Raw genomic sequence first — 22,759 nt, 5'->3', positions numbered from 1 at the left:
GGCCGGGCGGGGGAGGCCTCTGACCGGGCACTGTTGAGTACGCGTTCACCACGCGAGCCCCTCCCCAGCACGGCCGAGGAGGTCCCCTTGTGCGCTTGTCCCGCCGAACGGCCTCAGTGTCCCTCGCCGTCGTGCTGCTGCTGACCCTGGCGTACGAGGCGGTGCCCCACGCGCGCGTGCCCGCCGGTGAGCGCGCGTCCCCGGACCCGTTCGGCGCGGCCTGCCGGATCCGTGTGACCGGCTCCAAGGTGCTCGTGTACTGCCACAACCCGTATCCGGAGACCGACCGTGTGAGCCTGCACGTGGAGTGCGCGCGCTGGTGGGACATCGACACCGACAGCGCTCCGATCGAGGCCGGCCCCGCGCAGACGGTGCGGCTGACGGGACGGTGCTGGAAAGAAGTCGCCGACGTGTGGGTCGGTCACCGGCGGGAGAGCTGAGCCGGACGGTGGGTCGGTCACCGGCGGGGGAGCTGAGCCGGACGGTGGGTCGGTTACCTGCGGGGGAGCTGAGCCGGACGGGTGGGTCGGTCACCGGCGGGGGTGCTGAGCCGACGGGTGGGTCGGTCACCGGCGGGGGTGCTGAGCCGACGGGTGGGTCGGTCACCGGCGGGGGTGCTGAGCCGGACGTGTGGGTCGGTCACCGGCGGGGAGCTGACGTCGACGTGTGGGTCAGTCGCGGCTGGGCGAGCCGATCCCGCCCGGGCGGCACAGGAACGGGTAGCGGGCGGCCTCCGCGGCTGCCGTGTCCGTCTCGCCCGCGCGGATCGCCTCCAGCAGCCGCCCGTGGTCCATGTACGTCTCCGGGGTCAGCCTCTCGCCGACGTCCTCGCGCAGCCAGTCCCGCAGCACCTCGCCCAGATCCGCGTACATGGCCGTCATGACATCGTTGTGGGAGGCCGACACCACGGCCAGGTGGAAGGTCGCGTCCGCGGTCACGAACGCCTCCTTGTCGCCCGACTCCCAGGCCTCCTCGCGCCGCAGCAGCAGTGCGTCGAGCTGCTTCAGGTCCTTCTCCGTACGCCGCTCGGCGGCCAGCCGGGCGGCGGCCGACTCCAGCGTGGAGCGCAGCTCGGCGATGTGCCGGGGGTCGGCCTCGGCGAACCGCCGCTGCATCACGCCCGCCAGCTCGCTCGTCGCCACGACGTACGTGCCGGAACCCTGGCGGATGTCCAGCAGCCCGTTGTGCGACAGGGCGCGCACGGCCTCACGGACCGTGTTGCGGGCGACACCGAGCTGCTCGACCAGTTCCGGCTCGGTCGGGATCCGGGATCCGACCGGCCACTCGCCCGAGGTGATCTGGGCCCGCAGCGCGGCGATGACCTGCTCGGACAGGGCCGAGCGACGGGGATGGCTCAAGGGCATGGCACACCTTCGCACGACCGGGGCGCCCGGGGGCAGCCAGGGAGTGGACAGTCAATCATCCTATGATTCTATGATGGGTCTCATGCCTCGTGAGGAAACCCGGACGACAACACCCCCGACCGTACGCAGCCCGGCCACGCGCGAGCCCGGGACACCGGGCGGCGCCTCCCCGCGCGCGTGGACGACGCGACTGCTCGTCCTCGGCATCGTGCTGTCCGCGCTGAACCTCCGTCCCGCCATCACCAGCCTCGGCGCCCTCCTGGAAGAGGTCCGCGACGGGCTCGGCATGAGCGGCAGCGTCGCCGGGCTGCTCACCTCGGTGCCGCCGCTGTGCTTCGCCGTCTTCGGCGTCATGGCCCCCCGGCTCGCACGCCGCTTCGGGCCCGGCGCGGTGGTGTGCGCCGGCATGGCCGCCATCGCCACCGGCCTGCTGATACGCCCGTTCGCCGGCGGCACGCCCGGCTTCCTGGCCGGGAGCGCCCTGGCCCTCATGGGTATCGCGGTCAGCAACGTCCTGATGCCGGTCATCGTCAAGCGCTGGTTCCCCGACCGCGTCGGTTCCATGACCGGCCTGTACTCGATGGCCCTCGCCCTCGGCACGTCCGTCGCGGCCGCGGTCACGGTGCCCCTGACCGACGCCCTCGGCGGCAGCTGGCAGACCGGCCTGGCCCTGTGGGCGGGGCTGGCCGTGGCGGCCGTCCTGCCGTGGCTGCCCTTCGTCCGGGGACACGTCACGCCACCCGGGGCGGGGGAGGAGGCCGCAGAGGCGGCGACGCCGACGCGGAGCCCGGCTCCGGCTCCGACGGAGCACGCGCGCGTGGAGACGCCTCGGCTGCGTATGGCACGGAGCCGGACCGCCTGGGCCCTGGCCGTCTTCTTCGGGCTCCAGGCCACCGCCGCCTACATCACCATGGGCTGGATGGCGCAGATCTTCCGGGACGCCGGTGTGCCCGCCGGCACCGCTGGGCTGCTGCTGGCGGTCACCATGGTGATGGGCGTGCCCCTCGCCTTCGTCATACCCCGCCTGGCCACCCGGCTGCCCCACCAGGGCCCGATCGTGCTGGCCCTGGGACTGTGCGGCCTCGCCGGCTATGCCGGGCTGTACCTCGCGCCCGCAGCCGGTGCCTGGGCCTGGGCCCTGCTGCTCGGCGTCGCCAACTGCGCCTTCCCGCTCGCCCTGACCATGGTCGGCATGCGGGCCAGGACCGGCCCGGGCGTGGTCCAGCTGTCGGCGTTCGCACAGAGCACCGGCTATCTGATCTCCATCCCCGGACCGCTCCTGGTGGGCGTCCTCTACCAGCACAGCGGCGGCTGGGGCCTGCCGATCGCGCTGATGAGCGCCCTGATGATCCCGCAGATGGCCGTCGGTTTCCTGGCCGGCCGCGACCGCACGGTGGAGGACGAGGCGGCCCGCTGAGCCACGCCCGGGGGAGGGAGGCCACCCCCGCGGCGTCCGGCATCCGCCGGGGTGGGACACTTTCCCCATGCCAGTGCTCGACCCGAATCCCCAGCACGGTCAGAAGAAGATGCTGCTCGTGTTCGGCGCCTTCTTCGCGATCTTCGTCGTCATCGCCGTCATCGCGACCATCGCCTCGCCATGACCGGCGCCCGCCCGGCCATGGGTGGGGGTAACCCCCCTGTCCCCTAGGGGGTGAGGGTCAGGGTCAAGTGGGTGGATCACCGGATGGGTCGGCTGCCGCTGATTCCGTAGCTTCAAGTGTGTGACCGCGGGACGGTCACCGACCACTCGAAGAGCGGAGGCACCCATGTCGGCCCCTACGCACACCCGGCTCCACCCGGCGACCCGGGCCGGTGCCGCCGGGCGGCTGCCCTGGTGGGCTCTCGCCCTGCCCGTGCTCGCCTTCTCCGCGCTGCTCGCCCTGATCCTGAACCCCTCCGACGCGCACGCGGCCACCGGTGAGCCGGTGATCACCCACCTCTTCGAGCGGATCCAGCAGCTGACAGCCCGCTGATCACGGCCGAAGCCGGTGGTCAACTCCCTGCGCCAGGTGGCGTGTTTCATGCGAAGCTGGATCTCATGAGCGTCGCAGAATCCCGCAGGATTGTCCTCTTCCGCCATGCGAAAGCCGACTGGCCACAGGTCACCGATCACGAGCGTCCCCTCGCCGACCGGGGCCGAATGGACGCGGCGGAGGCCGGGCGCAGGCTGACCGACACCGGTATCGCCTTCGACCTGGCGCTGTGCTCCACCGCGGTCCGGACCCGGGAGACATGGAAGCTCGCCGTCCAGGAGTTCCCGCAGCGGCCGAAAACCGTCTACGAGGAGCGGATCTACGAGGCCTCGCCGGGCGAGCTGATCGCCCTGCTCAACGAGACCCCCGACGACGCGCAGAACGTCCTCATGATCGGGCACAACCCGGGGATCCAGGGACTCGCCGACATCCTGGCGGGCTCGGGCGAGGACGAGGCCAGGGAGCGCATGACCCGCCGCGGTTTCCCGGCCGCCGCCTTCGCCGTGCTGTCGTTCGGCGGCGCGTGGAAGAGCCTGGAGCCGGGTGTGGCCACGCTGCGGGACTACTGGGCGCCGGCCGAGTGACGACCTCCGCGTGACCGCGTGACCGCATGACCACGTGACAGAGGGGCCCGGCGCCGGTGCGGCGACGGGCCCCTCCTGGTCGGATCGACGCGAGTCGAGAAGGCGATCAGACGATGTCGAGGGTGTCCGCCGCCTCGACCTCCTCGCGCGTGACGCCCAGCAGGTACAGGACCGTGTCGAGGAAGGGGAAGTTCACCGCGGCGTGCGCGGCCTCGCGCACCACCGGCTTGGCGTTGAAGGCGACACCGAGACCGGCCGCGTTCAGCATGTCCAGATCGTTGGCGCCGTCGCCGATCGCCACCGTCTGCGACAGCGGCACACCCGCCTCCGCCGCGAACCGGCGCAGCAGCCTCGCCTTGCCCGCACGGTCGACGATCTCGCCGGTGACCTTGCCCGTCAGCCTGCCGTCGACGATCTCCAGGGTGTTGGCGTGGGCGAAGTCCAGCCCGAGCCGCTCCTTCAGATCGTCCGTGACCTGGGTGAATCCACCCGACACCACGCCCACTTGGTAGCCGAGCCGCTTCAGCGTACGGATCAGGGTGCGGGCGCCCGGTGTCAGCCGCACCTCGCTGCGCACCTTGTCCACGACCGAGGCGTCCAGCCCCTCCAGCAGCGCCACGCGCGCGTGCAGGGACTGCTCGAAGTCCAGCTCCCCGCGCATCGCGGCCGCCGTCACCTCGGCGACCTTGTCCTCGCAGCCGGCGTGCGCGGCGAACAGCTCGATGACCTCGTCCTGGATGAGCGTCGAGTCGACGTCCATGACGACCAGGCGCTGCGCCCGCCGGTACAGACCGGCGGCGACGACCGCCACGTCGATACCGAGCCGCGCGGCATCGGTCACCAGGGCGGTGCGCAGCGGCTCGGTCTCCACGCCGGAGACGGCGAACTCGACGGCGGTCACGGGGTACTTGGCGAGCCGGAAGATACGGTCGATGTTCCCGCCGGTCTTCGTGATCCGCGCGGCGATCGCGGCCGTCGCCTCGGCGGTGAGCGGATGCCCGAGGACGGTGACCAGGGAGCGGCCCAGACCGCGCGGCCGGTTGTCGCCGAGGCCGGAGATGATCTCCGCCTGCATCTTCATCGACTCGGCCCAGCTGTGGACGGTCGCCCGCAGATCTCCCTCGACGCCCGGGGGCGGCTCGGTCACGAGCGCGCACAGCACCATCCGGCCACGGGTGACGACCTGCTCGATGTCGACGACGTCGACGGAGTAGGCGGCCAGGGTGTCGAAGAGGCCGGCGGTGATGCCCGGCCTGTCCTTGCCGAAGATCTTCACAAGGAGGGTGGGGACGTCGGCAGGGACGTCGGAAGACGAGGTCTGCGAAGCGCTCATGGTGGTTCCACCGTATCCGGCGCGCGGCACCTGTCACCCCCGAGGTCCGTCTGGCGGACAACGAACACTGCATGGCGCGTGGATGACGTGAATTCTACGTACCGGTTCGGTGCCCAGCGCCTTCACCGGTCACCTCCCGCCCCGCGGTTTCCGCGGCGGGGGCGGGGGCGGGGGAGGCGGCGGGCCGTCGTCCGGACGCGCGGGCGGCCCGTTGCCGTTGCGCGGCCCGGGCGACTGCCGCGGGCCACGCGGTGGCGGCCCTACCGGCCGTACGACGGTGGGCGCGCTGTAGACGTCGCCCGGGGCCGGGGGCTCGTCGTCCCGGCCGGCGTCGCACCCGGGCCCGGGCTCGGCGCCGGAGGGGCGCTCCGCCCCTGGAGGCCGTGCGTCCCGCGGCTCGCGCAGCTCCTCCGGCACCCGGAGGTAGGGGTTGGTGCCCGGATCGGGCGGCCGGTACGGCATACCGGGCGCGTACGGCCCGGCCCCCTCACCCTGCGGCACCCACCCGCCTCGCTCCCCGGGCTGCCCGGCCCCGGCGGCGTATCCGGGTGGCACCGCGCCGCCGGTCCCCGGCCACCCCTGCCCGGCCCCATCGCCTCGCCCCGCCGCTCCGGAGGCACCCCAGGCCCGCACCTGCCCGGCTTCTCCGGCCCGAGCCTCGCGCCCGGCCCACACCGTGCCCGGCGACCCCGCTGCCCCACCGGCTCCGGCCGGCCCCTCACCCCGAGCCGACGCCGTAGCCCTGCGCCCCGCAGCACCGCACCCCCACGCGAGCAGCGCCCCGGCCGCTCCCGCCCCCGCGCCCCACACTCCGCCCAGCAGCAGGGCCGCGCCGAGGTCGCCGTGCAGTTGGATGCCCGCACCGAAGGCGTCGAAGCCGAGCACGGACAGGGACGCGGTCACGGACACGTCCGTGAGCCAGGCCAGCAAAGGCAGGGCGAGGGCGGTCGCGACACCCACCCCCAGCGCACACCGCCCGGCGAAACGAAGGGTGCCGTCCGCCGCCCCGACCGGCGTCCGTACCGCTGCCAGCACGCCCGCCAGCAGCATCATCAGCGCCGCCGCCACCCCCAGCAGCCACACCCGACCGTCCAGTTCGGCCAGCCGGCCCAGCGTCACCGGCCGGTCGGCCCCGGCGCCGAGCAGCTCGTCCAGGGGGCCGGGCAGGAACCGGGTCAGTTCACCCGTCGCGCGACCGTCCCACGGCACGAACAGACCGAGCGGCACCCCCAGCCACACCCCGTTCGGCGCCCCGAGCAGCGCCGCACCCACGATGCGCCGGGGATGGCCGTCGCCGACCGCCGCGTACGCCGCCGCGGCGCATCCCGCCGCCACCGCCACCAGCAGCACGGTCACCAGCGCGGACACGGCCGGCCGCACGGCCCGGTGCACGGTCTCCCAGCCCCGCGGCAACGGCGTACGGCGCGAGGCCAGCAGGGCGACGAGGAGGACCCCGGCCGACCAGCCCGACCCACCGAGCAGGGTCGGGGCGGTGTCGACCGTGAAGCCGACGGCGGCCTGCGCGTCGACCAGGTCGCCGAGCCGGTCCGGCAGCAGCCCCCCGATGTCCCCGAGCCCCGGGATCTGCACGCTGCCGCTCCCGCCGGTGACGTCGTCCAGCCCCAGCGACCCCCCGTCGATCGTGATGACGTCGTGCCCCGCCCACGCCAGCCCGCCCAGCATCGCCACGAACAGCACCACCACCGACCCCGCCCGCGCGAGCAGTTCGGACGGTGCGATCACAACTCCCGCCCCGCGCAGGGACCGCAGGAAGAACCAGGCCAGCAGCACCGCCCCGACCAGGCTCACCCCCAGTGGCGTGATCTCGATGGCCGTGTCCGCCTCGGCGCCCGACAGGCCGAACACCGACACATCCCCGGACGGCGTGACCGAACCACCCGCCCCGAGGGCCACCACTGCCGCGGTCATCGGTCCCAACGACCCCGCGGTGTCCGCCTGAAGCAGCCGCAACCCCAGCGCCGCCGTCCCCGCCATTCCGATCAACGCCCAGCTCACGGCGGCCACGGCGGACACCAGCACGTCCCCCCACGGCACGCGCCCGTGACCCTTCGCCGTCCCGGCCCCTGCGGCAGCACTCATGGCAGACCCCCCGATCCGCTGCACGACGGGAACACCACGCATGTCCCCCTCGCGTCGAAATACCACTCTCCGGCCCGGTTTCAACCCCGTCAACGGAATCCGCCGATGCGTCCGAACGCGGTCTTCACAAGGCCCGACTTTCGGTCAGGGGGCCGCTACTGAAATAGTTCCCCCCGATGTTCGACATCCCTAGACTCCCCATGTCGGGGGTAACTCGGGGGACAACTCAGTGGGGCATGGAGTGCCGGAACTCGTACTGGAATCAAACGGACGTACCTGGACGCTCGATCCGTCCAGGGCATACACCCTCGGACGTGATCCGCAGGGGGACGTCGTCTTCGACGACGCCAGGGTCTCCTGGCGTCACGCCACGGTCAGCTTCAACGGCCGCAGTTGGGTCATCGAGGACCACGGCAGCACCAACGGCACATTCGTGCAGGGCCAGCGCATCCATCAGATGGAGCTCGGCGCCGGCTCGGCCGTCAATCTGGGCAACGCGACCGACGGCCCGCGCCTGAACCTGTCCGGCGCCGCGGCCTCCGTCGCCACGCCGCAGGCCCAGCCCCAGCAGCAGCCGTACGCGGCGCAGGGCGCGAACCCCGGCTGGGGTCAGCAGGTTCCGGCCCAGCAGCCGCCGCAGCAGCAGGCCCCCCAGGCCGGCTGGCAGCAGCCGCAGCAGGCCGCGCACATTCCGCAGCAGCAGGGTTCCGGCGGTGCCGCGGGGGCTCCGCCGGTCCACGGCGACCGCAGCCCGACCACGTTCCACCAGTTCTCCCTCGGCCGCGTGATGCGCATCGGCCGTGCCCTGGAGAACGAGCTGGTCGTCTCCGACCTGCAGGTCTCCCGGCACCACGCCGAGTTCCACGCGACGCCCGACGGGCGCATGGAGATCCGCGACCTCGGCTCCCACAACGGCACGTACGTCAACGGCCAGCCGATCGCCAAGGGCGGCTCGCAACTGCTCGGACCGGCCGATGTCGTCGGCGTGGGCCACTCGACGTTCCGCATCGTCGGCGACCGGCTCGAGGAGTTCGTCGACACCGGTGAGGTGTCCTTCTCCGCACGTCACCTGACCGTCACGGTCGACGGCGGCAAGCAGATCCTCAAGGACGTCTCCTTCGGCGTCCCGGAGAAGTCGCTGATCGCGGTCATCGGCCCCTCCGGCTCCGGCAAGTCGACCCTGCTCAAGGCGCTCACCGGCTACCGCCCCGCCAACCAGGGCGAGGTGCTGTACGACAACCGGAACCTCTACAAGCAGTTCGCCGAGCTGCGCCAGCGCATCGGTCTGGTCCCGCAGGACGACATCCTGCACAAGGAACTGACCGTCAAGAAGGCCCTCAAGTACGCGGCCAAGCTGCGCTTCCCGGCGGACACCACCGGTGCCGAGCGCGAGGCCCGCATCGACGAGGTGCTGCGCGAGCTCAAGCTCGACATCCACAAGGACAAGAAGGTCACGTCCCTGTCCGGCGGCCAGCGCAAGCGTGTCTCGGTCGCCCTGGAACTGCTCACCAAGCCGTCGCTGATCTTCCTGGACGAGCCGACCTCCGGCCTCGACCCGGGCATGGACCGCGACGTCATGCAGCTGCTGCGCGGCCTGGCCGACGACGGCCGCACGGTCCTGGTCGTCACCCACTCGGTGGCCGAGCTGGCGATCTGCGACAAGCTGCTGGTGATGGCGCCGGGCGGCTCGGTCGCCTACTTCGGCCCGCCCGACGAGGCGCTGAACTTCTTCGGCTACGACACCTGGGCCGATGTCTTCTCCGCCTTCGAGAACTACCGCGACTACGACTGGGCGGGCCGCTGGAAGGGCTCGCAGCACTACCAGATGTACGCCGCGGACATCGACGCCGTCGCTCCGCAGTCCGTACAGGTTCCGCCGATGCAGGCAATGAAGCCGCCGAAGCCGCAGGGCTGGATGTCGCAGTTCGTCACGCTTGTCCGGCGTTACGTCTCGGTGATCGCCTCCGACAAGGGCTTCCTCGCCCTGATGGTGATCCTGCCGGCCGTGCTCGGCGCGGTCAGTCTGCTCATCGACGCCGACCGGGGCCTGCTGCCGAACCCGGCCAACCCGCAGACCGGCCGGATCATCCCGAACGGCACGGCGACCACCGTCCTGCTGATCCTCGCGGTCGGCGCCTGCTTCGCCGGTGCGGCGAACTCGGTCCGAGAGCTGATCAAGGAACGGGTCATCTACGAGCGGGAGCGCGCGACCGGCCTCTCGCGCTCGGCGTACCTGATGTCCAAGGTGTTCGTGCTCGGCATGATCACCGTGCTCCAGGGCCTGCTGGTCGGCGTGATCGGCTTCTCCAGCCGGGAGATCCCCGAGGAGGGCCTGGTCTTCGGCAACGCCACGCTGCTGGAGCTCTCCGTGCCGATCATGGCGCTGGGCTTCACCGCGATGATGTTCGGCCTGATCATCTCCTCGCTGGTGAAGACCGCGGAGAAGACCATGCCGCTGCTGGTGATGTTCGCCATCATCCAGGTCGTCTTCACCGGCTGCCTGTTCGCTCTGCACGGCTCGATCGGCGTCAACCAGTTCTCGTTCCTGATGCCGTCGCGCTGGGCGGTCGCCGCCTCCGGTGCCACGCTGGACTTCAACAAGATCAGCCCGCCCGAGACGGCCGGAGACAACGACCCGCTGTGGGAGCACACGGTCGGGGCCTGGGCCATGGACATGGGCGCCCTCCTCGTCCTCGGCGTGATCTGCGGCTTCTTCGTGGCCCGCTTCCTGCGTCGCCACGAGCCGGAGGTCATGCGCAAGTAGTCCCCGCTCCACGACGCCCGAAGGGCGGCACCCCGTCAGGTGGGTGCCGCCCTTCGGCGTTCCGTACAGCGAGCAGAGGTCCGCGCCGACCTCAGTACGCGCTGTCGACGTTGTCCATCGAGCCGTACTTGTCGGCCGCGTAGTTGCAGGCGGCGGTGATGTTGGCGACCGGGTCGTAGATGTTCCAGGACGTGCCGGGGACGTGCCAGGTCTTGAAGGTCGGCGGGATGACCTGGAGCAGACCCTTCGACGGGATGCCGTTGATGGCGTTGATGTCCCAGTTGTTGATCGCCTTCGGGTTACCCGAGGACTCCCGGATGATGTTGCGGTGGATGCCGTCGTAGGACGCCGGGATGTCGTGCTTCTTCAGGATGGCGAGCGACTCGCGGATCCAGCCGTCGAGGTTGTTCGGGTAGGTCTTGACGGCGGCCTTCTTGGCCTCGGCGCGCTTGGCGGCGCGGCTCGCGGCCTCCTTGGCCTGGCGCGCGGCCTCGGCCTTCTTCTTCGCCGCCGCGGCGGCGGCCTTCTTCTTGGCGGCGGTCGCGGCGGCGGCCTTCTTCTGCGCCGCGATCTGCTCGGCCTTCAGGGTGGCGCCGGCCATCTGGTCCGTGACGCTCGCCTTGACGTCCTTGATCTGCTGGTTGCTGTACGCCACCGCAGCCGGCTGAGCGGCCTCGGTCGTGGTCTTGGTCGAGGCACCGCTCGGCACCGCGGAGAACCCGATGGCGGCGGCGCCGAGGGTGGCGACACCCGCCATGGCGATCTTGTGGTGACGGGTCAGGCTACGACTCTGAACACGGCTGAAGATGTTCTTGGGCATGCTGCGTGGACCTCTTCGAATAGCGCGGGAGTCGCTCGGCGTCCGGCGTTGGACTCGGTGTGTTTCCGACACGAACGCCGCGGAGGTGAACCCACGGCGCTGAGCGACGTCAGCAATTCTTAGCGGCCGCAAAATGGCGTGGCAAAGGTGTGACGTACGAAAGGAGATAGTGGATCAGGGAGGGTCAAATCGGGGCAGACTGGGCCGTCTGCGCCGCTCAAAAGGTGGGGCTTTGTCTCCTACGCACTTTCGTACGTGACGTGGGTCCTATGCGAGGGCTCACATCGCCCTGAGATCAGTCTTACGACGCGTTGCACAAGCGATGCTCTGTGTGAGGCCTTTTCAGGGCAGCACGAGGTGCACGTCCCCGAACTCGTGCCACAGGTAGCGGCCTTGCAGCGCGGCCTCGTATCCCCGCTCGACCGCCACCCGCCCCGCGACCGCCTCCAGCATCAGCAGATGCGAGGCCTCCGGCTCGTGCAGCCCGGTCAGCAACCCGTCCACCACCCGCACCCCGCGCTCCGGCGTGACGACCAGATCCGTCCACCCCGCAACGGCGCGCACGGCGCCGTCCGCGCCCGCCGCCGACTCAACCGCCCGCACCGCGGTCGTCCCCACCGCCACGACCCGGCCCCCACCGGCGCGCGCGGCGTTGATCAGCCGCGCGGACGGCTCCGGCACCGCGAACCGCTCCGGGTACGGCGGCTCGTGCGCCTCCGCCGAGGCCACCCCCGTATGCAGCGTGACCGGCGCGAACTGCACCCCCCGGCTCACCAGCTCCGTCACCGTCCGTGCCGTGAAGGGCCGCGCCGCGCTCGGCATCTCCGCACTGCCCGTCCCGTCCGCCGACGGCAGCGCGAACACCGTCTGGTGGACGGACAGTGGCTGGTCGCGCTCCGTGTAGGCGTAGCGAACGGGCCGCCCGTACTCCCGCAGCAGCCCCGGCACCCCGGCCCCCGACACCCGCGCCCACCACAGCCGCTCGCTCCGCCCGCTCAGCGGCTCCTCCAGAACCAGCCGCACACCCCCCGGCAGGCACACCTCCCTGCCCGCGGGCCCGCCCGCACGCGCACGCGTGGTGCCCCGCCCGTCGGGCTCCCGCAGCTCCACCGCCCAGCGGCCGTCGTCCCCACGCGTCGAGAAATGCACCACCACGCGCGCGTGCCCGGTCCAGCCGTCCACGGCCGCCGCCAGCGTCGCCGAGGTGTTGACCACGAGCAGGTCCCCGGCCCGCAGCAGCCCCGGCAGCTCAGGGAACGTGTGATGCGCCACCTCGGCGCCCCGCGACACCAGCATCCGTACGGCGTCCCGCTCCAGCCCCGGGCCCCGCTGCTCGACCGGCACCCGCGCCGACAGCTCCTCCGGCACCCGCACCCGCAGTGTCATCGGGCCTCGTCCAGCAGCGCCGGAGCCGCGTACCGCCCGCTCGCCGGACGCTGGTCCAGCAGCCGCAGGAACGCCGGCACCACCGTCGCCGGCTCGGGCCGCGCCTCCCGGTCGTCCGGTACGGCCGCCGCGTACAGGTCCGTGGCCATGTCCCCGGGATCCACCGCCCAGACCCGCAGCCCCGGCTCCTCCACGGCGAGCACGGCCATCAGATGGTCCAGGGCCGCCTTGGACGCCCCGTACCCGCCCCAGGTCTCGTACGCCTCGGCGGCCGCGTCCGAGCTGACCGCGACGACAGCGCCCGCGCGCGCGGCCCGCAGCAACGGCAGCGCCTCCCGGACCAGGCCGAGCCCCGCGACCAGGTTCACCTCCAGCGCCCGGCGCAGCCCGTCCACGGGCAGCTCCGCCAGCCTGACCAGCGGCTCGGCACCCAGCGCGCTCGCGTTGTGCACCAGCAGGTCGACCCCGCCCAGCCGCCGGGCCGCCGCCACCAGCTCCGAACGGTGAACGGCGTCCGTGACGTCCCCGGGCAGGGTTGTCACCCGTGTCCCGTGCGCGGACAGGGCTTCGGCCGTGTCCGCCAGCGTCCCGGCCCCCCTGGCGTCGAGCACCAGGTCCCAGCCCCGCCCGGCCAGAGCCTCGGAAAGGGCACGGCCCAGGCCCTTCGAGGCCCCGGTGATGATCGCAACCGGCATGGTCAGCTCCCTCGTCGTGATCGCTTGCCCTCAACCTAGGAACGGGCCCGCCCGGACCGCTTCGGACGCCGGCCGCACTCCACCGGGTCCCTTCGCCCTACGTCGCGGGCCCGGCGCCCCGGGACCCGGGCCCCTGGGTCCGGCCTCTCGGCCGCGCGACCTGGGCCCACCGACCGGGTGGTGGGCCTCGGGGTCCGGCCTCTCGGCCGCGCGACCTAGGCCCACCGACCGGGTGGTGGGCCTCGGGGTCCGGCCTCTCGGCCGCGCGACCTGGGCCCACCGACCGGGCGCCCCGCCGCCGGCGGTCCGATCCGCGCTGTCACAGCCCGCCGGTACCGTGAGGTCATGAGTCACGGCCCCCGGTCCGGCCTCGCCGCGGTCAGTTCCGCGTTGCTGGCCATGAGCAGGCACCTCGAGGTGCGCGACGTCCTCAAGACGATCGTCGCCTCGGCCCGCGAGCTGCTCGACGCGCAGTACGCCGCACTGGGCGTCCCGGACGACCACGGCGGCTTCGCCCAGTTCGTGGTCGACGGCGTCAGCGAGGAGCAGTGGAAGGCCATCGGCCCCCTCCCGCGCCAGCACGGCATCCTCGCCGCGATGCTGCACGAGGCCAGGTCCGAGCGCCTCGCCGACGTCCGCCAGGACCCCCGCTTCGAGGGCTGGCCGAAGGCCCACCCCGACCTGGTCGACTTCCTGGGCCTGCCGATCCGGGACGGCGACGAGGTCATCGGAGCACTGTTCCTGGCCAACAAGAACTGCGAGCGGCCCGAAGGCGGCTGCGGCTTCACCGAGGACGACGAGGAACTGCTCGGCATCCTCGCCCAGCACGCCGCGATCGCCCTCACCAACGCCCGCCTCTACGAACGCAGCCGTGAACTCACCATCGCCGAGGAGCGCTCCCGCCTCGCCCACGAACTGCACGACGCGGTCAGCCAGAAGCTGTTCTCCCTGCGCCTGACCGCCCAGGCCGCGGCCCGGCTGGTGGACCGCGACCCCTCCCGCGCCAAGGGCGAACTCCAGCAGGTGGCCGTCCTGGCCGCCGAGGCGGCCGACGAACTGCGCGCGGCCGTCGTGGAGTTGCGCCCCGCCGCCCTCGACGAGGACGGCCTCGTCGCCACCCTCCGCACGCAGATCCAGGTCCTCGACCGGGCCCACAGCGCCCGTGTCACCTTCGCCGGCCACGGAGTGAAGGCCCTGCCCGCCTCCCAGGAGGAAGCCCTCCTGCGCGTGGCCCAGGAAGCCCTGCACAACGCCCTTCGCCACTCCGGCGCCGGCCACGTCGACGTGACCCTGGACCGCCGCGGCGGCGGAGCCGTCCTGCGGATCACGGACGACGGGAGCGGCTTCGACCCGAGCGCGGTCCGCCGCGCGGGACGCCACCTCGGCCTGGTCTCGATGCGGGACCGGGCGAGCGGTGCCGGCGGCACGTTGACCGTGGAATCGGCGCCCGGCAAGGGCACCGTGATCGAGATGGAGGTCCCCGGTGGCTGACGCAATCAGGGTGCTGCTCGTCGACGACCACCAGGTCGTCCGCCGGGGCCTGCGCACCTTCCTCGAAGTGCAGGACGACATCGAGGTCGTCGGAGAGGCGGCGGACGGCGCCGAAGGAGTGGACCGCGCCGAGGAGCTGAAGCCCGACATCATCCTCATGGACGTCAAGATGCCGGGCATGGACGGCGTCGACGCCCTGCGCAGACTCCGAGAGCTGGACAACCCCGCACGTGTGCTGGTCGTCACCAGCTTCACCGAACAGCGCACGGTGGTCCCGGCCCTGCGCGCGGGCGCCGCCGGGTATGTGTACAAGGACGTCGACCCCGACGCCCTCGCCGGAGCCATCCGCTCGGTCCACGCCGGGCACATCCTCCTCCAGCCGGAGGTCGCCGGCGCGCTGCTGGCGCAGGAGGAGACCAACACGGGCACCACACGGGCCGGTTCGCTCACCGAGCGGGAGCGTGAGGTCCTCGGCCTCATAGCGGACGGCCGCTCCAACCGGGAGATCGCCCGCGCGCTGGTGCTGTCCGAGAAGACGGTCAAGACCCACGTGTCGAACATCCTGATGAAGCTCGACCTGTCCGACCGAACGCAGGCCGCTCTGTGGGCCGTTCGCCATGGCGTGACCGGCTGACGCTCACCCCACGGCAACGCGGAAGGTTGCGTTCCGGACCGAGATTCATACTGTCGTGGGAACGTCCCCCGGATGGCGCAACCTCGACGGATCTCCGCCGTTCTCCAGAGCGTGCTGCGGCGCCTGCCGCGGCAATCGCTAGGAGGGCTCAGAAGTGAAGAACCTGAAGAAGGCAGCGGCCGTGACGATGGTGACGGGTGGCCTGCTGGCCGCCGGCGCGGGCATGGCCTCCGCCACCAGCGCGCACGCCGACGGCCAGGCCGTGGGCTCCCCGGGCGTCGGCTCGGGCAACGTCGTCCAGGCCCCGGTGCACGTCCCGGTCAACGTGTCCGGCAACAGCATCAACGTCGTGGGCATCCTGAACCCGGCCTTCGGCAACCTCGCCGTCAACCACTGACGCCCCACCTCCGTCTCCGAGCCGGAGGTGAAACGGCCTCCCGGCCCCCACCGGGAGGCCGTTCGGCATGGCAACGGGCGTGCGCAACCGCCTAGCTGCGGGGATGCGTGCCGCCAAGGGCGATGGGGGTCCCCTCTGCTTGAGCGAAGCCGAGAGCCTGGGGGAGGGTGGGCGCAGCGGCACCCCGCTACACCGGGCTGCGCACCCACCAGCCCCCAGCACCCACGCCGAGCACCACACAGGTAACCGTCACCGCACCCCCCGCTCCCGCTCCTCCACAACGGAGTTGTACGCCGCGACCTGCGCCCGCCGAGCCGTCCGCTCCACCGGCCGCAACGCCTCCCGCCGCGCCGAGATCTCGGACGAACTCACCGCACCCCCGTGCCCACTCTCCGTCGCCACGGCGATCAGCGTCCCCACCCGCTGCGCCAGCTCCAGCACCCGGACCGCCCGCGGCGGATACCCCGGAGCCAGCATCTCCCGACCCTGCTCGGCCCGCGCCCGGTACGCATCGATCGCCGCCTCCGCCACCGGCCCCGACCCGGCTACATCCAGCCGCGTCAACACCTCGGTCGCCTCCCGCAGTGCCTCCGCCAGTTCCCGCTCCGCCTCACTCAGCGACGGCACATCCGCGGGCGGCGCCTCCCGCACGGGCAGCACATGCCACACCACCTCGACCTGCACACCCACCGGTCCGGCCTCGTACACGTCCGGCACCAAGCCGTGGGCCGCCCCGTGACAGACCACGGCCTCCTCGGCCTCCAGCGCCCGCGCGTTGAACTCCGGCGGTCCGCTCAGCCCCAGCGGATGCCCCGGCGCGGGCAACGCCACCCGCAGCCCGCTCACCCCGAGCGTCCGCAACCGCCCGAGCGCGAGTGTCAGCCCGACCTGACCCGACTCACCCGGCAGCCCCTCCACCCGGTGCACCGCGTCCTCGCCGACGATGGCGAGAACCGCGTCGTCCGGTGAGACAAGTCCGGCCAAAAGGGCATTTCCCCAAGCTGCGAGACGTCCAGCACGTGGTTCCGAGAGCATGCCTCCACCCTAGGGCTCTTCTGATGGATCTCCGCGGCGTCGCGACGCCCGGTACGCACTCTCACCGCACCGGACAAAAGCCCTAGTAGCTCCGCTACGAGGGCTTCCGCCCGGCACGCCGAGACCACGCACCGAACGCCGCTCCTCCTCCCGCGGAATCCATCAGAAGAACCCTTGCCCCCTCCAAGGACCGGCCCGAGGGAATGCCCCGGTCGACCGGTGGCGTAGATTTCATGGAGGGCTGCGCCCACCGGCGCGGCGGACCGAGCCACAGGCTTACGCGACAGCCGAGACCGGCCACACTGCAAGGGGAGACAACGCGCTCATGAGCGATGTTCTGGAGCTTCAGGACGTATCCGTGGTCCGTGAGGGCCGGGCTCTGGTGGACCAGGTCTCCTGGTCGGTCAAGGAGGGCGAGCGCTGGGTCATCCTCGGCCCGAACGGCGCCGGCAAGACCACCCTCCTCAACCTCGCTTCCACCTACCTCTTCCCCAGCTCGGGCACCACCGCCATCCTCGGCGAGACCCTCGGCCGGCCCGGCACCGACGTCTTCGAGCTGCGCCCCCGCATCGGCATGGCCGGCATCGCCATGACCGAGAAGCTCCCCAAGCGCCAGACGGTCCTGGAGACGGTCCTGACCGCCGCGTACGGGATGACCGCCACCTGGCACGAGGACTACGAGGAGATCGACGAGCAGCGCGCCCGCGCCTTCCTCGACCGCCTCGGCATGAGCGACTACCTGGAGCGCCGGTTCGGCACGCTCTCCGAGGGCGAGCGCAAGCGCACCCTGATCGCCCGCGCCCTGATGACCGACCCCGAGCTGCTCCTGCTCGACGAGCCCGCCGCCGGACTCGACCTCGGCGGCCGCGAGGACCTGGTCCGCCGCCTCGGCCGCCTCGCCCTCGACCCCATCGCCCCCTCGATGCTCATGGTCACCCACCACGTCGAGGAAATCCCCCCGGGCTTCACCCACGTCCTCATGATCCGCCAGGGCAAGGTCCTCGCCGCCGGACCGCTGGAGCTCGAACTCACCTCCCGCAACCTCTCCCTCTGCTTCGGCCTCCCGCTCGTCGTCGAACAGTCGGGCGAGCGCTGGACCGCCCAGGGCCTCCCGCTGTCCTGACCCGGCCCGCCAACGCGCAATTCCCAGGGTAAGAACGGGATTTCACACCACGGGCGCCCTGTCGTCGACACGGTCCGCGGACCTACCATGACCAGGTGGACATCGACGCTTGGCTGTGGTGGCTGATCGGCGCGGCAGCGCTCGGCATCGCGCTCGTGGTGACCGCCATGCCCGAACTGGGCATGCTGGCGGTGGGCGCCATCGCAGCGGCGGTGGTCACCGGCGTCTTCGGCGGCGGAGCCGTCGCCCAGGTCGCGGTCTTCGCCGTCATCTCGACCGCGGGCATCGCCGTCGTACGGCCCATCGCGAACCGGCACCGCGCCCAGCGACCCCAGTTCGCCACCGGCGTCGACGCGTTGAAGGGCAGACAGGCCGTCGTCCTGGAACGCGTCGACGGCTCCGGCGGCCGGATCAAACTCGCCGGAGAGGTCTGGTCGGCCCGCGCTCTCGACACCGGCCACGCCTACGAAGCAGGCCAGGAAGTGGATGTCGTGGACATCGAAGGAGCCACCGCGATCGTCATGTGACCTCGCAGGACGTAACGGGGGCGGAACTCCTCGCCAGCCACGCGACGGTCTGTCAGACTCGACCAGCAAGATCTTCGACAACCATAAGATCTGCCGAAGACGCCGAAGCGGAGAAGGGACACGGGGAACGACGATGGAACCGGTCATCATCGTCCTGATCATCCTGGTGGTGTTGGTCTTCATCGCCCTGATCAAGACGATCCAAGTCATCCCACAGGCCAGCGCGGCCATCGTCGAGCGCTTCGGGCGCTACACGCGGACACTCAACGCGGGCCTCAACATCGTCGTCCCGTTCATCGACACCATCCGCAACCGCATCGACCTGCGCGAACAGGTCGTGCCCTTCCCGCCCCAGCCGGTGATCACCCAGGACAACCTGGTCGTGAACATCGACACCGTCATCTACTACCAGGTCACCGACGCCCGGGCCGCGACCTACGAAGTCGCCAGCTACATCCAGGCGATCGAGCAGCTCACCGTCACCACGCTCCGCAACATCATCGGCGGCATGGACCTGGAGCGGACCCTCACCTCCCGCGAGGAGATCAACGCGGCCCTGCGCGGAGTCCTCGACGAGGCCACCGGCAAGTGGGGCATCCGCGTCAACCGCGTCGAGCTCAAGGCGATCGAACCGCCCACCTCCATCCAGGACTCGATGGAGAAGCAGATGCGCGCGGACCGCGACAAGCGCGCCGCGATCCTCCAGGCCGAAGGTGTCCGGCAGTCCGAGATCCTGCGCGCCGAAGGCGAGAAGCAGTCCCAGATCCTGCGCGCCGAAGGTGAGGCCAAGGCCGCCGCCCTGCGCGCGGAGGGCGAGGCCCAGGCCGTCCGGACGGTCTTCGAGGCCATCCACGCCGGCGACCCGGACCAGAAGCTCCTGTCCTACCAGTACCTCCAGATGCTCCCCAAGATCGCCGAAGGCGACGCCAACAAGCTCTGGATCGTCCCCAGCGAAATCGGCGACGCCCTCAAGGGCCTCTCCGGCGCCATGGGCAACTTCGGCGGCATCGGCGGCGGCTCCGGCGGCAACGGCGGAGGCGGCGTCCCCGCCCAGGAACGCCGCGAAAAGCCGTCGATCGACTGACAGCACCAACCACGCAACGTTCCCCGCGACCCCCCTTCCTTTCAGGGGCGCGGGGAACTGCGCGAACAACCACACTCAACCCGCGGCCGACGAACCACCAGGGCCCCACGGCGACCGGTCACGCCGCGTCCAGCGCCAGCCAATCCGGCAGCGCCGCAAAGTCATCCTGTGTCAGAGCCAGGAGCATCGCATCAGCCGGCGTCGGCTCGAACGGCTCCCGGAGCAGCGGCATACCCGCCTCGACAGGAGTCCGATTCGCCTTCCGGTGATTGTCCTCCGCACACGATGCCACCGTGTTCAGCCACGTGTCCTGACCCCCCTGCGACCGCGGCACCACGTGGTCGACGGTCGTCGCCCGCCTCCCGCAGTACGCGCACCGGTGCCGGTCCCTGACCAGCACACCCCGCCTCGACCACGGCGCTCGTCTTCGGAACGGCACCCGTACGTACTGGCAGAGCCTGATCACCCGAGGCGCCGGTATGTCGACCGCGGCTCCCCGCATCCGCAGTTCGGGGTGGGCCTGCTCGACGACGGCCTTGTCCTGGAGCACCAGAACGACGGCTCGGTTCAACGTCACCGTCGACAGCGGCTCGAAGCTCGCGTTCAGCACCAGCGTGTCCCGCATAACCAGCCCACCTCCCGTGCACCGGCCCACCCCCTGGCGGGCTGGGATCAACTCTGGCCGGGCACGCCGAGATGGACAACGCAATATCTGCTGCTCTCACGGGGGGTGACCCCCGCGGCCCCCGGCAACAAAAATGCCCGCTCCTGATCAATTCCAAGACCAGGAGCGGGCAAACGTTCCATGAACGCCGGGATTTCGGGCGGCTTGCTCAGCCTTCGGCGGGCACCTCGTACTCACCGATCAGCTGGGCCCGCCCGATCGTGTGGAACCGCAGGTTGAAGCCGACCGCGGCGGGTGACGCGTCCGAGTCCGGTCCGAGCTTCTCCTCATCCACGGCGTACACCGTGAAGACGTAGCGGTGCGGACCGTCCCCCGGAGGCGGCGCGGCCCCGCCGAACTCCTTGCCGCCGTAGTCGTTGCGCGCGTGCACGGCGCCCTCCGGCAGACCCTCGAACCTGCCACTGCCCGCACCCACCGGCAGCTCGGTCACCGACGCCGGGATGTCGAACAGCACCCAGTGCCAGAAACCGCTGCCCGTCGGGGCGTCGGGGTCGTAGCAGGTCACAGCGAAACTCTTGGTCTCGGGCGGGAAACCCTCCCACCGCAGCTGCGGCGAAGTGTTGCCGGCCGCGTGCACCTGAGCGTCCTTGAGCGTCGCGCCTTCCTCGATGTCCTCGCTCGTCACCGTGAACGACGCGACGGGCGGATGGAAGTCGTGGGGGAGCGGCCGCCGCTTGAGCTCGGTCACCTCGGTACCTCCTGATCGTTTTGTGCAGTCGCCCCCGAGCCTAGAACCAGTTGCGCTTGCTGCCGACCTCCGACAGCCACTGGTTCAGGTACGCGGTCCAGTCCGTCCCCTGGTAGTCGTTCAGACCCACCTGGAAGGAGCGGAAGGTGTCGCTGCCCTCGCTGAAGAGCCCCGGCTTCTTGTCCATCTCCAGCACCACGTCCATGGCGTTCTGGTCGGCGACGAAGCTCAGCTCGACCTGGTTCAGCCCGCGGTACTGCTGCGGCGGGTAGAACTCGATCTCCTGGTAGAACGGCAGCCGCTGCCGCGTACCCCGGATCACACCGCGCTCCATGTCCGCGTTCTTGAACCGGAAGCCCAGCTGGATGAACGCGTCGAGGATCGCCTTCTGCGCCGGCAGCGGGTGCACGTTCACGGGGTCCAGGTCACCGGAGTCCACCGCACGCGCGATCTCCAGCTCGGTCGACACCCCGATGTTCATGCCGCGCAGAGCCTGACCGTCGATCATCGTGATCGGCGTCTCCCACGGGATCTCGAGACCGAACTGCACCGCGTGCACCGCGCCCGCCTGAAGCTCGAACGCGCCACCCAGCCGCGACTTCGTGAACTCGATGTCCTGCTTGTACTCCTGGTCGCCGCTCTCCACCTCGACCTTGGCCTGCAGCCCGACCGAGAGCCCCTCGATCTGCTGGTTGACGGAGCCGCCCTGGATACGCACCTCACCCTGGACGACACCGCCCGGGACGACGTTGACCTCGTGCAGCACCGTCTCGACCGAAGCCCCGCCGGCCCCCAGGCTCGCGAGCAGCTTCTTGAACGCCATGTCTCTCCCTCTCGCCCACAACGGGTGGATCCTTGATCCATACAAACGCGATCCGGCCGTGGCCGGTTCCATGCCTCACCCTGGCAAGGCCGGTGCCCGGCGGCCACCCCGCGGCACCACCCATCTCCAGTACCCTCGGACGCCATGATCGCGACCCCTGACCGTACGCCCCTGTCCAGGGAGTTCTTCGACCGGCCCGTCCTCGATGTCGCCCCCGACCTCCTCGGCCGCATCCTGGTACGCAGCACCCCGGACGGTCCGATCGCGCTCCGCCTCACCGAGGTCGAGGCCTACGACGGCGCCGACGATCCCGGCTCCCACGCCTATCGCGGCCGCACGGCCCGCAACGACGTGATGTTCGGCCCGGCCGGACACGTGTACGTCTACTTCACCTATGGCATGTGGTTCTGCATGAACCTGGTCTGCGGCCCCGAGGGGAAGGCGAGTGCGGTCCTGCTCCGCGCAGGCGAGGTCGTCGAGGGCGCCGAACTGGCCCGCACCCGTCGACTCTCGGCCCGTAACGACAAGGAACTGGCCAAAGGACCGGCCCGTCTGGCCACCGCCCTGAACGTGGACCGCTCCCTGGACGGCACGGACGCGTGCACTTCCGAAGACACTCCGCTCCGCATGCTGACCGGCACGCCCGTGCCCTCCGACCAGGTGCTCAACGGACCCCGGACCGGCGTCGGCGGCGAGGGTGCCGTGCACCCCTGGCGTTTCTGGGTCGCCGACGACCCGACCGTGAGCCCGTATCGAGCCCATGTCCCGAGGCGCCGCCGAAGTTGACGCGCCCTGCCGAGGTGCGTAATGTAGCCCGAGCCGTTGAACCGGGTATGGCGATCGCCAGCAGCCGGAAGCGGCCAAACCAACTACCTAGTGACTCCCCTCAGCAGGGGCGAATTCGACGTGCCCGCATGCCTGAATTCGGCGCCGACAGACTCGATTATGAGTTGCAAGGGGAATCCGCTAACGTAGTGAATGTCGAAAGGCCGACGAGCGAAAGCCCGGGCCGAACGGCAAATCCCACCGACAGGGAATCGGATCGGAAAAGGATCTGGTAAAGTCGGAACCGCCGGAAAGGGAAACGCGGAAGCGGGAACCTGGAAAGCACCGAGGAAATCGGGTCGGAAAGATCTGATAGAGTCGGAAACGCAAGACCGAAGGGAAGCGCCCGGAGGAAAGCCCGAGAGGGTGAGTACAAAGGAAGCGACCGTTCCTTGAGAACTCAACAGCGTGCCAAAAGTCAACGCCAG

The 22,759-nt window shown here is 71.0% G+C and carries 23 protein-coding genes; 13 read left to right on the top strand and 10 right to left on the bottom strand.

The features are described 5' to 3' along the window. Nucleotides 1-89: 89 nt before the first annotated feature. Nucleotides 90-440, top strand: coding sequence for a hypothetical protein (locus ACFCXS_RS11550; RefSeq protein ID WP_376643053.1), 351 nt, complete (start codon nucleotides 90-92; stop codon nucleotides 438-440). 231 nt (nucleotides 441-671) lie between these two features. Here ACFCXS_RS11550 and ACFCXS_RS11545 read toward each other — a convergent pair whose 3' ends face one another. Beyond that, nucleotides 672-1,364, bottom strand: coding sequence for a FadR/GntR family transcriptional regulator (locus ACFCXS_RS11545; RefSeq protein WP_376643052.1), 693 nt, complete (start codon nucleotides 1,362-1,364; stop codon nucleotides 672-674). Between the two features lie 70 nt (nucleotides 1,365-1,434). Between ACFCXS_RS11545 and ACFCXS_RS11540 the strand changes: the two genes are divergently transcribed. The 4 genes from ACFCXS_RS11540 to ACFCXS_RS11525 all read left to right on the top strand — a co-directional run bounded on the left by ACFCXS_RS11540 (nucleotide 1,435) and on the right by ACFCXS_RS11525 (nucleotide 3,921). Continuing rightward, on the top strand, nucleotides 1,435-2,781 hold the full coding sequence (locus ACFCXS_RS11540) for a CynX/NimT family MFS transporter (protein WP_376643051.1): 1,347 nt from the start codon (nucleotides 1,435-1,437) through the stop codon (nucleotides 2,779-2,781). 67 nt (nucleotides 2,782-2,848) lie between these two features. Beyond that, on the top strand, nucleotides 2,849-2,965 hold the full coding sequence (locus ACFCXS_RS11535; RefSeq protein WP_268839344.1) for an SGM_5486 family transporter-associated protein: 117 nt from the start codon (nucleotides 2,849-2,851) through the stop codon (nucleotides 2,963-2,965). Nucleotides 2,966-3,130: 165 nt separating this feature from the next. Next, nucleotides 3,131-3,337, top strand: a complete 207-nt coding sequence (locus tag ACFCXS_RS11530) for a hypothetical protein (protein WP_376643050.1) — start codon at nucleotides 3,131-3,133, stop codon at nucleotides 3,335-3,337. Nucleotides 3,338-3,402: 65 nt separating this feature from the next. Further along, entirely contained in the window at nucleotides 3,403-3,921 is a 519-nt protein-coding gene (locus ACFCXS_RS11525) for a histidine phosphatase family protein (RefSeq protein WP_376643049.1), read from the top strand. 106 nt (nucleotides 3,922-4,027) lie between these two features. Here the strand turns inward: ACFCXS_RS11525 and serB are convergent, their stop codons facing one another. Both serB and ACFCXS_RS11515 read right to left on the bottom strand, forming a co-directional pair. Next, nucleotides 4,028-5,254 carry a phosphoserine phosphatase SerB gene (gene serB / locus ACFCXS_RS11520; RefSeq protein WP_376643048.1) on the bottom strand — a complete coding sequence of 409 codons (1,227 nt, stop codon included), beginning with the start codon at nucleotides 5,252-5,254 and terminating at the stop codon, nucleotides 4,028-4,030. Between the two features lie 129 nt (nucleotides 5,255-5,383). Beyond that, the gene (locus tag ACFCXS_RS11515; protein WP_376643047.1) at nucleotides 5,384-7,354 is read right to left on the bottom strand and encodes a streptophobe family protein; all 1,971 of its coding nucleotides are present in this window, start codon (nucleotides 7,352-7,354) and stop codon (nucleotides 5,384-5,386) included. A 241-nt stretch (nucleotides 7,355-7,595) separates the two neighbouring features. Here ACFCXS_RS11515 and ACFCXS_RS11510 point away from each other — a divergent pair, with 241 nt between their 5' ends. Next, nucleotides 7,596-10,118, top strand: a complete 2,523-nt coding sequence (locus tag ACFCXS_RS11510; RefSeq protein ID WP_376643046.1) for an FHA domain-containing protein — start codon at nucleotides 7,596-7,598, stop codon at nucleotides 10,116-10,118. A gap of 91 nt (nucleotides 10,119-10,209) precedes the next feature. Here the strand turns inward: ACFCXS_RS11510 and ACFCXS_RS11505 are convergent, their stop codons facing one another. The 3 genes from ACFCXS_RS11505 to ACFCXS_RS11495 all read right to left on the bottom strand — a co-directional run bounded on the left by ACFCXS_RS11505 (nucleotide 10,210) and on the right by ACFCXS_RS11495 (nucleotide 13,019). After that, nucleotides 10,210-10,938 (bottom strand): transglycosylase SLT domain-containing protein, encoded by a 729-nt coding sequence (locus tag ACFCXS_RS11505; RefSeq protein ID WP_376643045.1) that lies wholly within the window; start codon nucleotides 10,936-10,938, stop codon nucleotides 10,210-10,212. A gap of 342 nt (nucleotides 10,939-11,280) precedes the next feature. After that, entirely contained in the window at nucleotides 11,281-12,324 is a 1,044-nt protein-coding gene (locus ACFCXS_RS11500; RefSeq protein WP_376643044.1) for an S-adenosylmethionine:tRNA ribosyltransferase-isomerase, read from the bottom strand. Next, entirely contained in the window at nucleotides 12,321-13,019 is a 699-nt protein-coding gene (locus ACFCXS_RS11495; protein ID WP_376643043.1) for an SDR family NAD(P)-dependent oxidoreductase, read from the bottom strand. The genes ACFCXS_RS11500 and ACFCXS_RS11495 overlap by 4 nt, the downstream gene beginning before the upstream one ends. Before the next feature lie 345 nt (nucleotides 13,020-13,364). Here ACFCXS_RS11495 and ACFCXS_RS11490 point away from each other — a divergent pair, with 345 nt between their 5' ends. The 3 genes from ACFCXS_RS11490 (at nucleotide 13,365) to ACFCXS_RS11480 (ending at nucleotide 15,541) form a co-directional block, all read left to right on the top strand. Further along, nucleotides 13,365-14,510 (top strand): GAF domain-containing sensor histidine kinase, encoded by a 1,146-nt coding sequence (locus tag ACFCXS_RS11490; RefSeq protein WP_376643042.1) that lies wholly within the window; start codon nucleotides 13,365-13,367, stop codon nucleotides 14,508-14,510. Continuing rightward, nucleotides 14,503-15,144 (top strand): response regulator transcription factor, encoded by a 642-nt coding sequence (locus ACFCXS_RS11485; protein ID WP_362243036.1) that lies wholly within the window; start codon nucleotides 14,503-14,505, stop codon nucleotides 15,142-15,144. The genes ACFCXS_RS11490 and ACFCXS_RS11485 overlap by 8 nt, the downstream gene beginning before the upstream one ends. 154 nt (nucleotides 15,145-15,298) lie before the next feature. Further along, nucleotides 15,299-15,541, top strand: coding sequence for a chaplin (locus ACFCXS_RS11480; protein ID WP_376643041.1), 243 nt, complete (start codon nucleotides 15,299-15,301; stop codon nucleotides 15,539-15,541). A gap of 249 nt (nucleotides 15,542-15,790) precedes the next feature. Here the strand turns inward: ACFCXS_RS11480 and ACFCXS_RS11475 are convergent, their stop codons facing one another. After that, nucleotides 15,791-16,576: a hypothetical protein gene (locus ACFCXS_RS11475; protein WP_376643040.1), complete on the bottom strand. Its 786-nt coding sequence runs from the start codon at nucleotides 16,574-16,576 to the stop codon at nucleotides 15,791-15,793. Between the two features lie 325 nt (nucleotides 16,577-16,901). Between ACFCXS_RS11475 and ACFCXS_RS11470 the strand changes: the two genes are divergently transcribed. The 3 genes from ACFCXS_RS11470 to ACFCXS_RS11460 all read left to right on the top strand — a co-directional run bounded on the left by ACFCXS_RS11470 (nucleotide 16,902) and on the right by ACFCXS_RS11460 (nucleotide 19,310). Then, nucleotides 16,902-17,699, top strand: a complete 798-nt coding sequence (locus tag ACFCXS_RS11470) for an ABC transporter ATP-binding protein (RefSeq protein ID WP_376643039.1) — start codon at nucleotides 16,902-16,904, stop codon at nucleotides 17,697-17,699. A gap of 95 nt (nucleotides 17,700-17,794) precedes the next feature. Next, a complete protein-coding gene (locus ACFCXS_RS11465; protein ID WP_376643038.1) occupies nucleotides 17,795-18,226 on the top strand; it encodes an NfeD family protein in 432 nt (143 codons plus the stop codon). 133 nt (nucleotides 18,227-18,359) lie between these two features. Continuing rightward, complete coding sequence (locus tag ACFCXS_RS11460; RefSeq protein ID WP_376643037.1) at nucleotides 18,360-19,310, top strand: SPFH domain-containing protein; 951 nt, start codon at nucleotides 18,360-18,362, stop codon at nucleotides 19,308-19,310. Between the two features lie 118 nt (nucleotides 19,311-19,428). On the opposite strand, the gene ACFCXS_RS11455 is transcribed toward ACFCXS_RS11460, so the two are convergent. The 3 genes from ACFCXS_RS11455 to ACFCXS_RS11445 all read right to left on the bottom strand — a co-directional run bounded on the left by ACFCXS_RS11455 (nucleotide 19,429) and on the right by ACFCXS_RS11445 (nucleotide 21,506). Beyond that, nucleotides 19,429-19,935 (bottom strand): HNH endonuclease, encoded by a 507-nt coding sequence (locus ACFCXS_RS11455; RefSeq protein ID WP_351626267.1) that lies wholly within the window; start codon nucleotides 19,933-19,935, stop codon nucleotides 19,429-19,431. 208 nt (nucleotides 19,936-20,143) lie between these two features. Then, nucleotides 20,144-20,683 carry a YbhB/YbcL family Raf kinase inhibitor-like protein gene (locus ACFCXS_RS11450; protein ID WP_376643036.1) on the bottom strand — a complete coding sequence of 180 codons (540 nt, stop codon included), beginning with the start codon at nucleotides 20,681-20,683 and terminating at the stop codon, nucleotides 20,144-20,146. 40 nt (nucleotides 20,684-20,723) lie between these two features. Next, the gene (locus ACFCXS_RS11445; protein WP_234850249.1) at nucleotides 20,724-21,506 is read right to left on the bottom strand and encodes a sporulation protein; all 783 of its coding nucleotides are present in this window, start codon (nucleotides 21,504-21,506) and stop codon (nucleotides 20,724-20,726) included. 144 nt (nucleotides 21,507-21,650) lie between these two features. Here ACFCXS_RS11445 and ACFCXS_RS11440 point away from each other — a divergent pair, with 144 nt between their 5' ends. Continuing rightward, nucleotides 21,651-22,292: a DNA-3-methyladenine glycosylase gene (locus ACFCXS_RS11440; RefSeq protein ID WP_376643035.1), complete on the top strand. Its 642-nt coding sequence runs from the start codon at nucleotides 21,651-21,653 to the stop codon at nucleotides 22,290-22,292. The last annotated feature ends 467 nt before the right edge of the window (nucleotides 22,293-22,759 follow it).

This window comes from Streptomyces sp. NPDC056373 (assembly GCF_042262425.1).
GTDB lineage: Bacteria > Actinomycetota > Actinomycetes > Streptomycetales > Streptomycetaceae > Streptomyces.
Note: the sequence above shows the minus strand (reverse complement) of the source record. Positions and strands in the feature narration are given on the sequence as shown.

Excerpts from the sequence above, each read along its gene's own strand:
- ACFCXS_RS11530 (WP_376643050.1), top strand. The coding sequence starts at position 3,131 with ATGTCGGCCCCTACGCACACCCGGCTCCACCCGGCGACCCGGGCCGGT.
- ACFCXS_RS11495 (WP_376643043.1), bottom strand. The coding sequence starts at position 13,019 with ATGCCGGTTGCGATCATCACCGGGGCCTCGAAGGGCCTGGGCCGTGCC.
- ACFCXS_RS11490 (WP_376643042.1), top strand. The coding sequence starts at position 13,365 with ATGAGTCACGGCCCCCGGTCCGGCCTCGCCGCGGTCAGTTCCGCGTTG.
- ACFCXS_RS11460 (WP_376643037.1), top strand. The coding sequence starts at position 18,360 with ATGGAACCGGTCATCATCGTCCTGATCATCCTGGTGGTGTTGGTCTTC.
- ACFCXS_RS11545 (WP_376643052.1), bottom strand. The coding sequence starts at position 1,364 with ATGCCCTTGAGCCATCCCCGTCGCTCGGCCCTGTCCGAGCAGGTCATC.
- serB (WP_376643048.1), bottom strand. The coding sequence starts at position 5,254 with ATGAGCGCTTCGCAGACCTCGTCTTCCGACGTCCCTGCCGACGTCCCC.
- ACFCXS_RS11475 (WP_376643040.1), bottom strand. The coding sequence starts at position 16,576 with ATGCTCTCGGAACCACGTGCTGGACGTCTCGCAGCTTGGGGAAATGCC.
- ACFCXS_RS11540 (WP_376643051.1), top strand. The coding sequence starts at position 1,435 with ATGATGGGTCTCATGCCTCGTGAGGAAACCCGGACGACAACACCCCCG.
- ACFCXS_RS11525 (WP_376643049.1), top strand. The coding sequence starts at position 3,403 with ATGAGCGTCGCAGAATCCCGCAGGATTGTCCTCTTCCGCCATGCGAAA.
- ACFCXS_RS11515 (WP_376643047.1), bottom strand. The coding sequence starts at position 7,354 with ATGAGTGCTGCCGCAGGGGCCGGGACGGCGAAGGGTCACGGGCGCGTG.
- ACFCXS_RS11500 (WP_376643044.1), bottom strand. The coding sequence starts at position 12,324 with ATGACACTGCGGGTGCGGGTGCCGGAGGAGCTGTCGGCGCGGGTGCCG.
- ACFCXS_RS11505 (WP_376643045.1), bottom strand. The coding sequence starts at position 10,938 with ATGCCCAAGAACATCTTCAGCCGTGTTCAGAGTCGTAGCCTGACCCGT.
- ACFCXS_RS11440 (WP_376643035.1), top strand. The coding sequence starts at position 21,651 with ATGATCGCGACCCCTGACCGTACGCCCCTGTCCAGGGAGTTCTTCGAC.
- ACFCXS_RS11470 (WP_376643039.1), top strand. The coding sequence starts at position 16,902 with ATGAGCGATGTTCTGGAGCTTCAGGACGTATCCGTGGTCCGTGAGGGC.
- ACFCXS_RS11445 (WP_234850249.1), bottom strand. The coding sequence starts at position 21,506 with ATGGCGTTCAAGAAGCTGCTCGCGAGCCTGGGGGCCGGCGGGGCTTCG.
- ACFCXS_RS11455 (WP_351626267.1), bottom strand. The coding sequence starts at position 19,935 with ATGCGGGACACGCTGGTGCTGAACGCGAGCTTCGAGCCGCTGTCGACG.
- ACFCXS_RS11535 (WP_268839344.1), top strand. The coding sequence starts at position 2,849 with ATGCCAGTGCTCGACCCGAATCCCCAGCACGGTCAGAAGAAGATGCTG.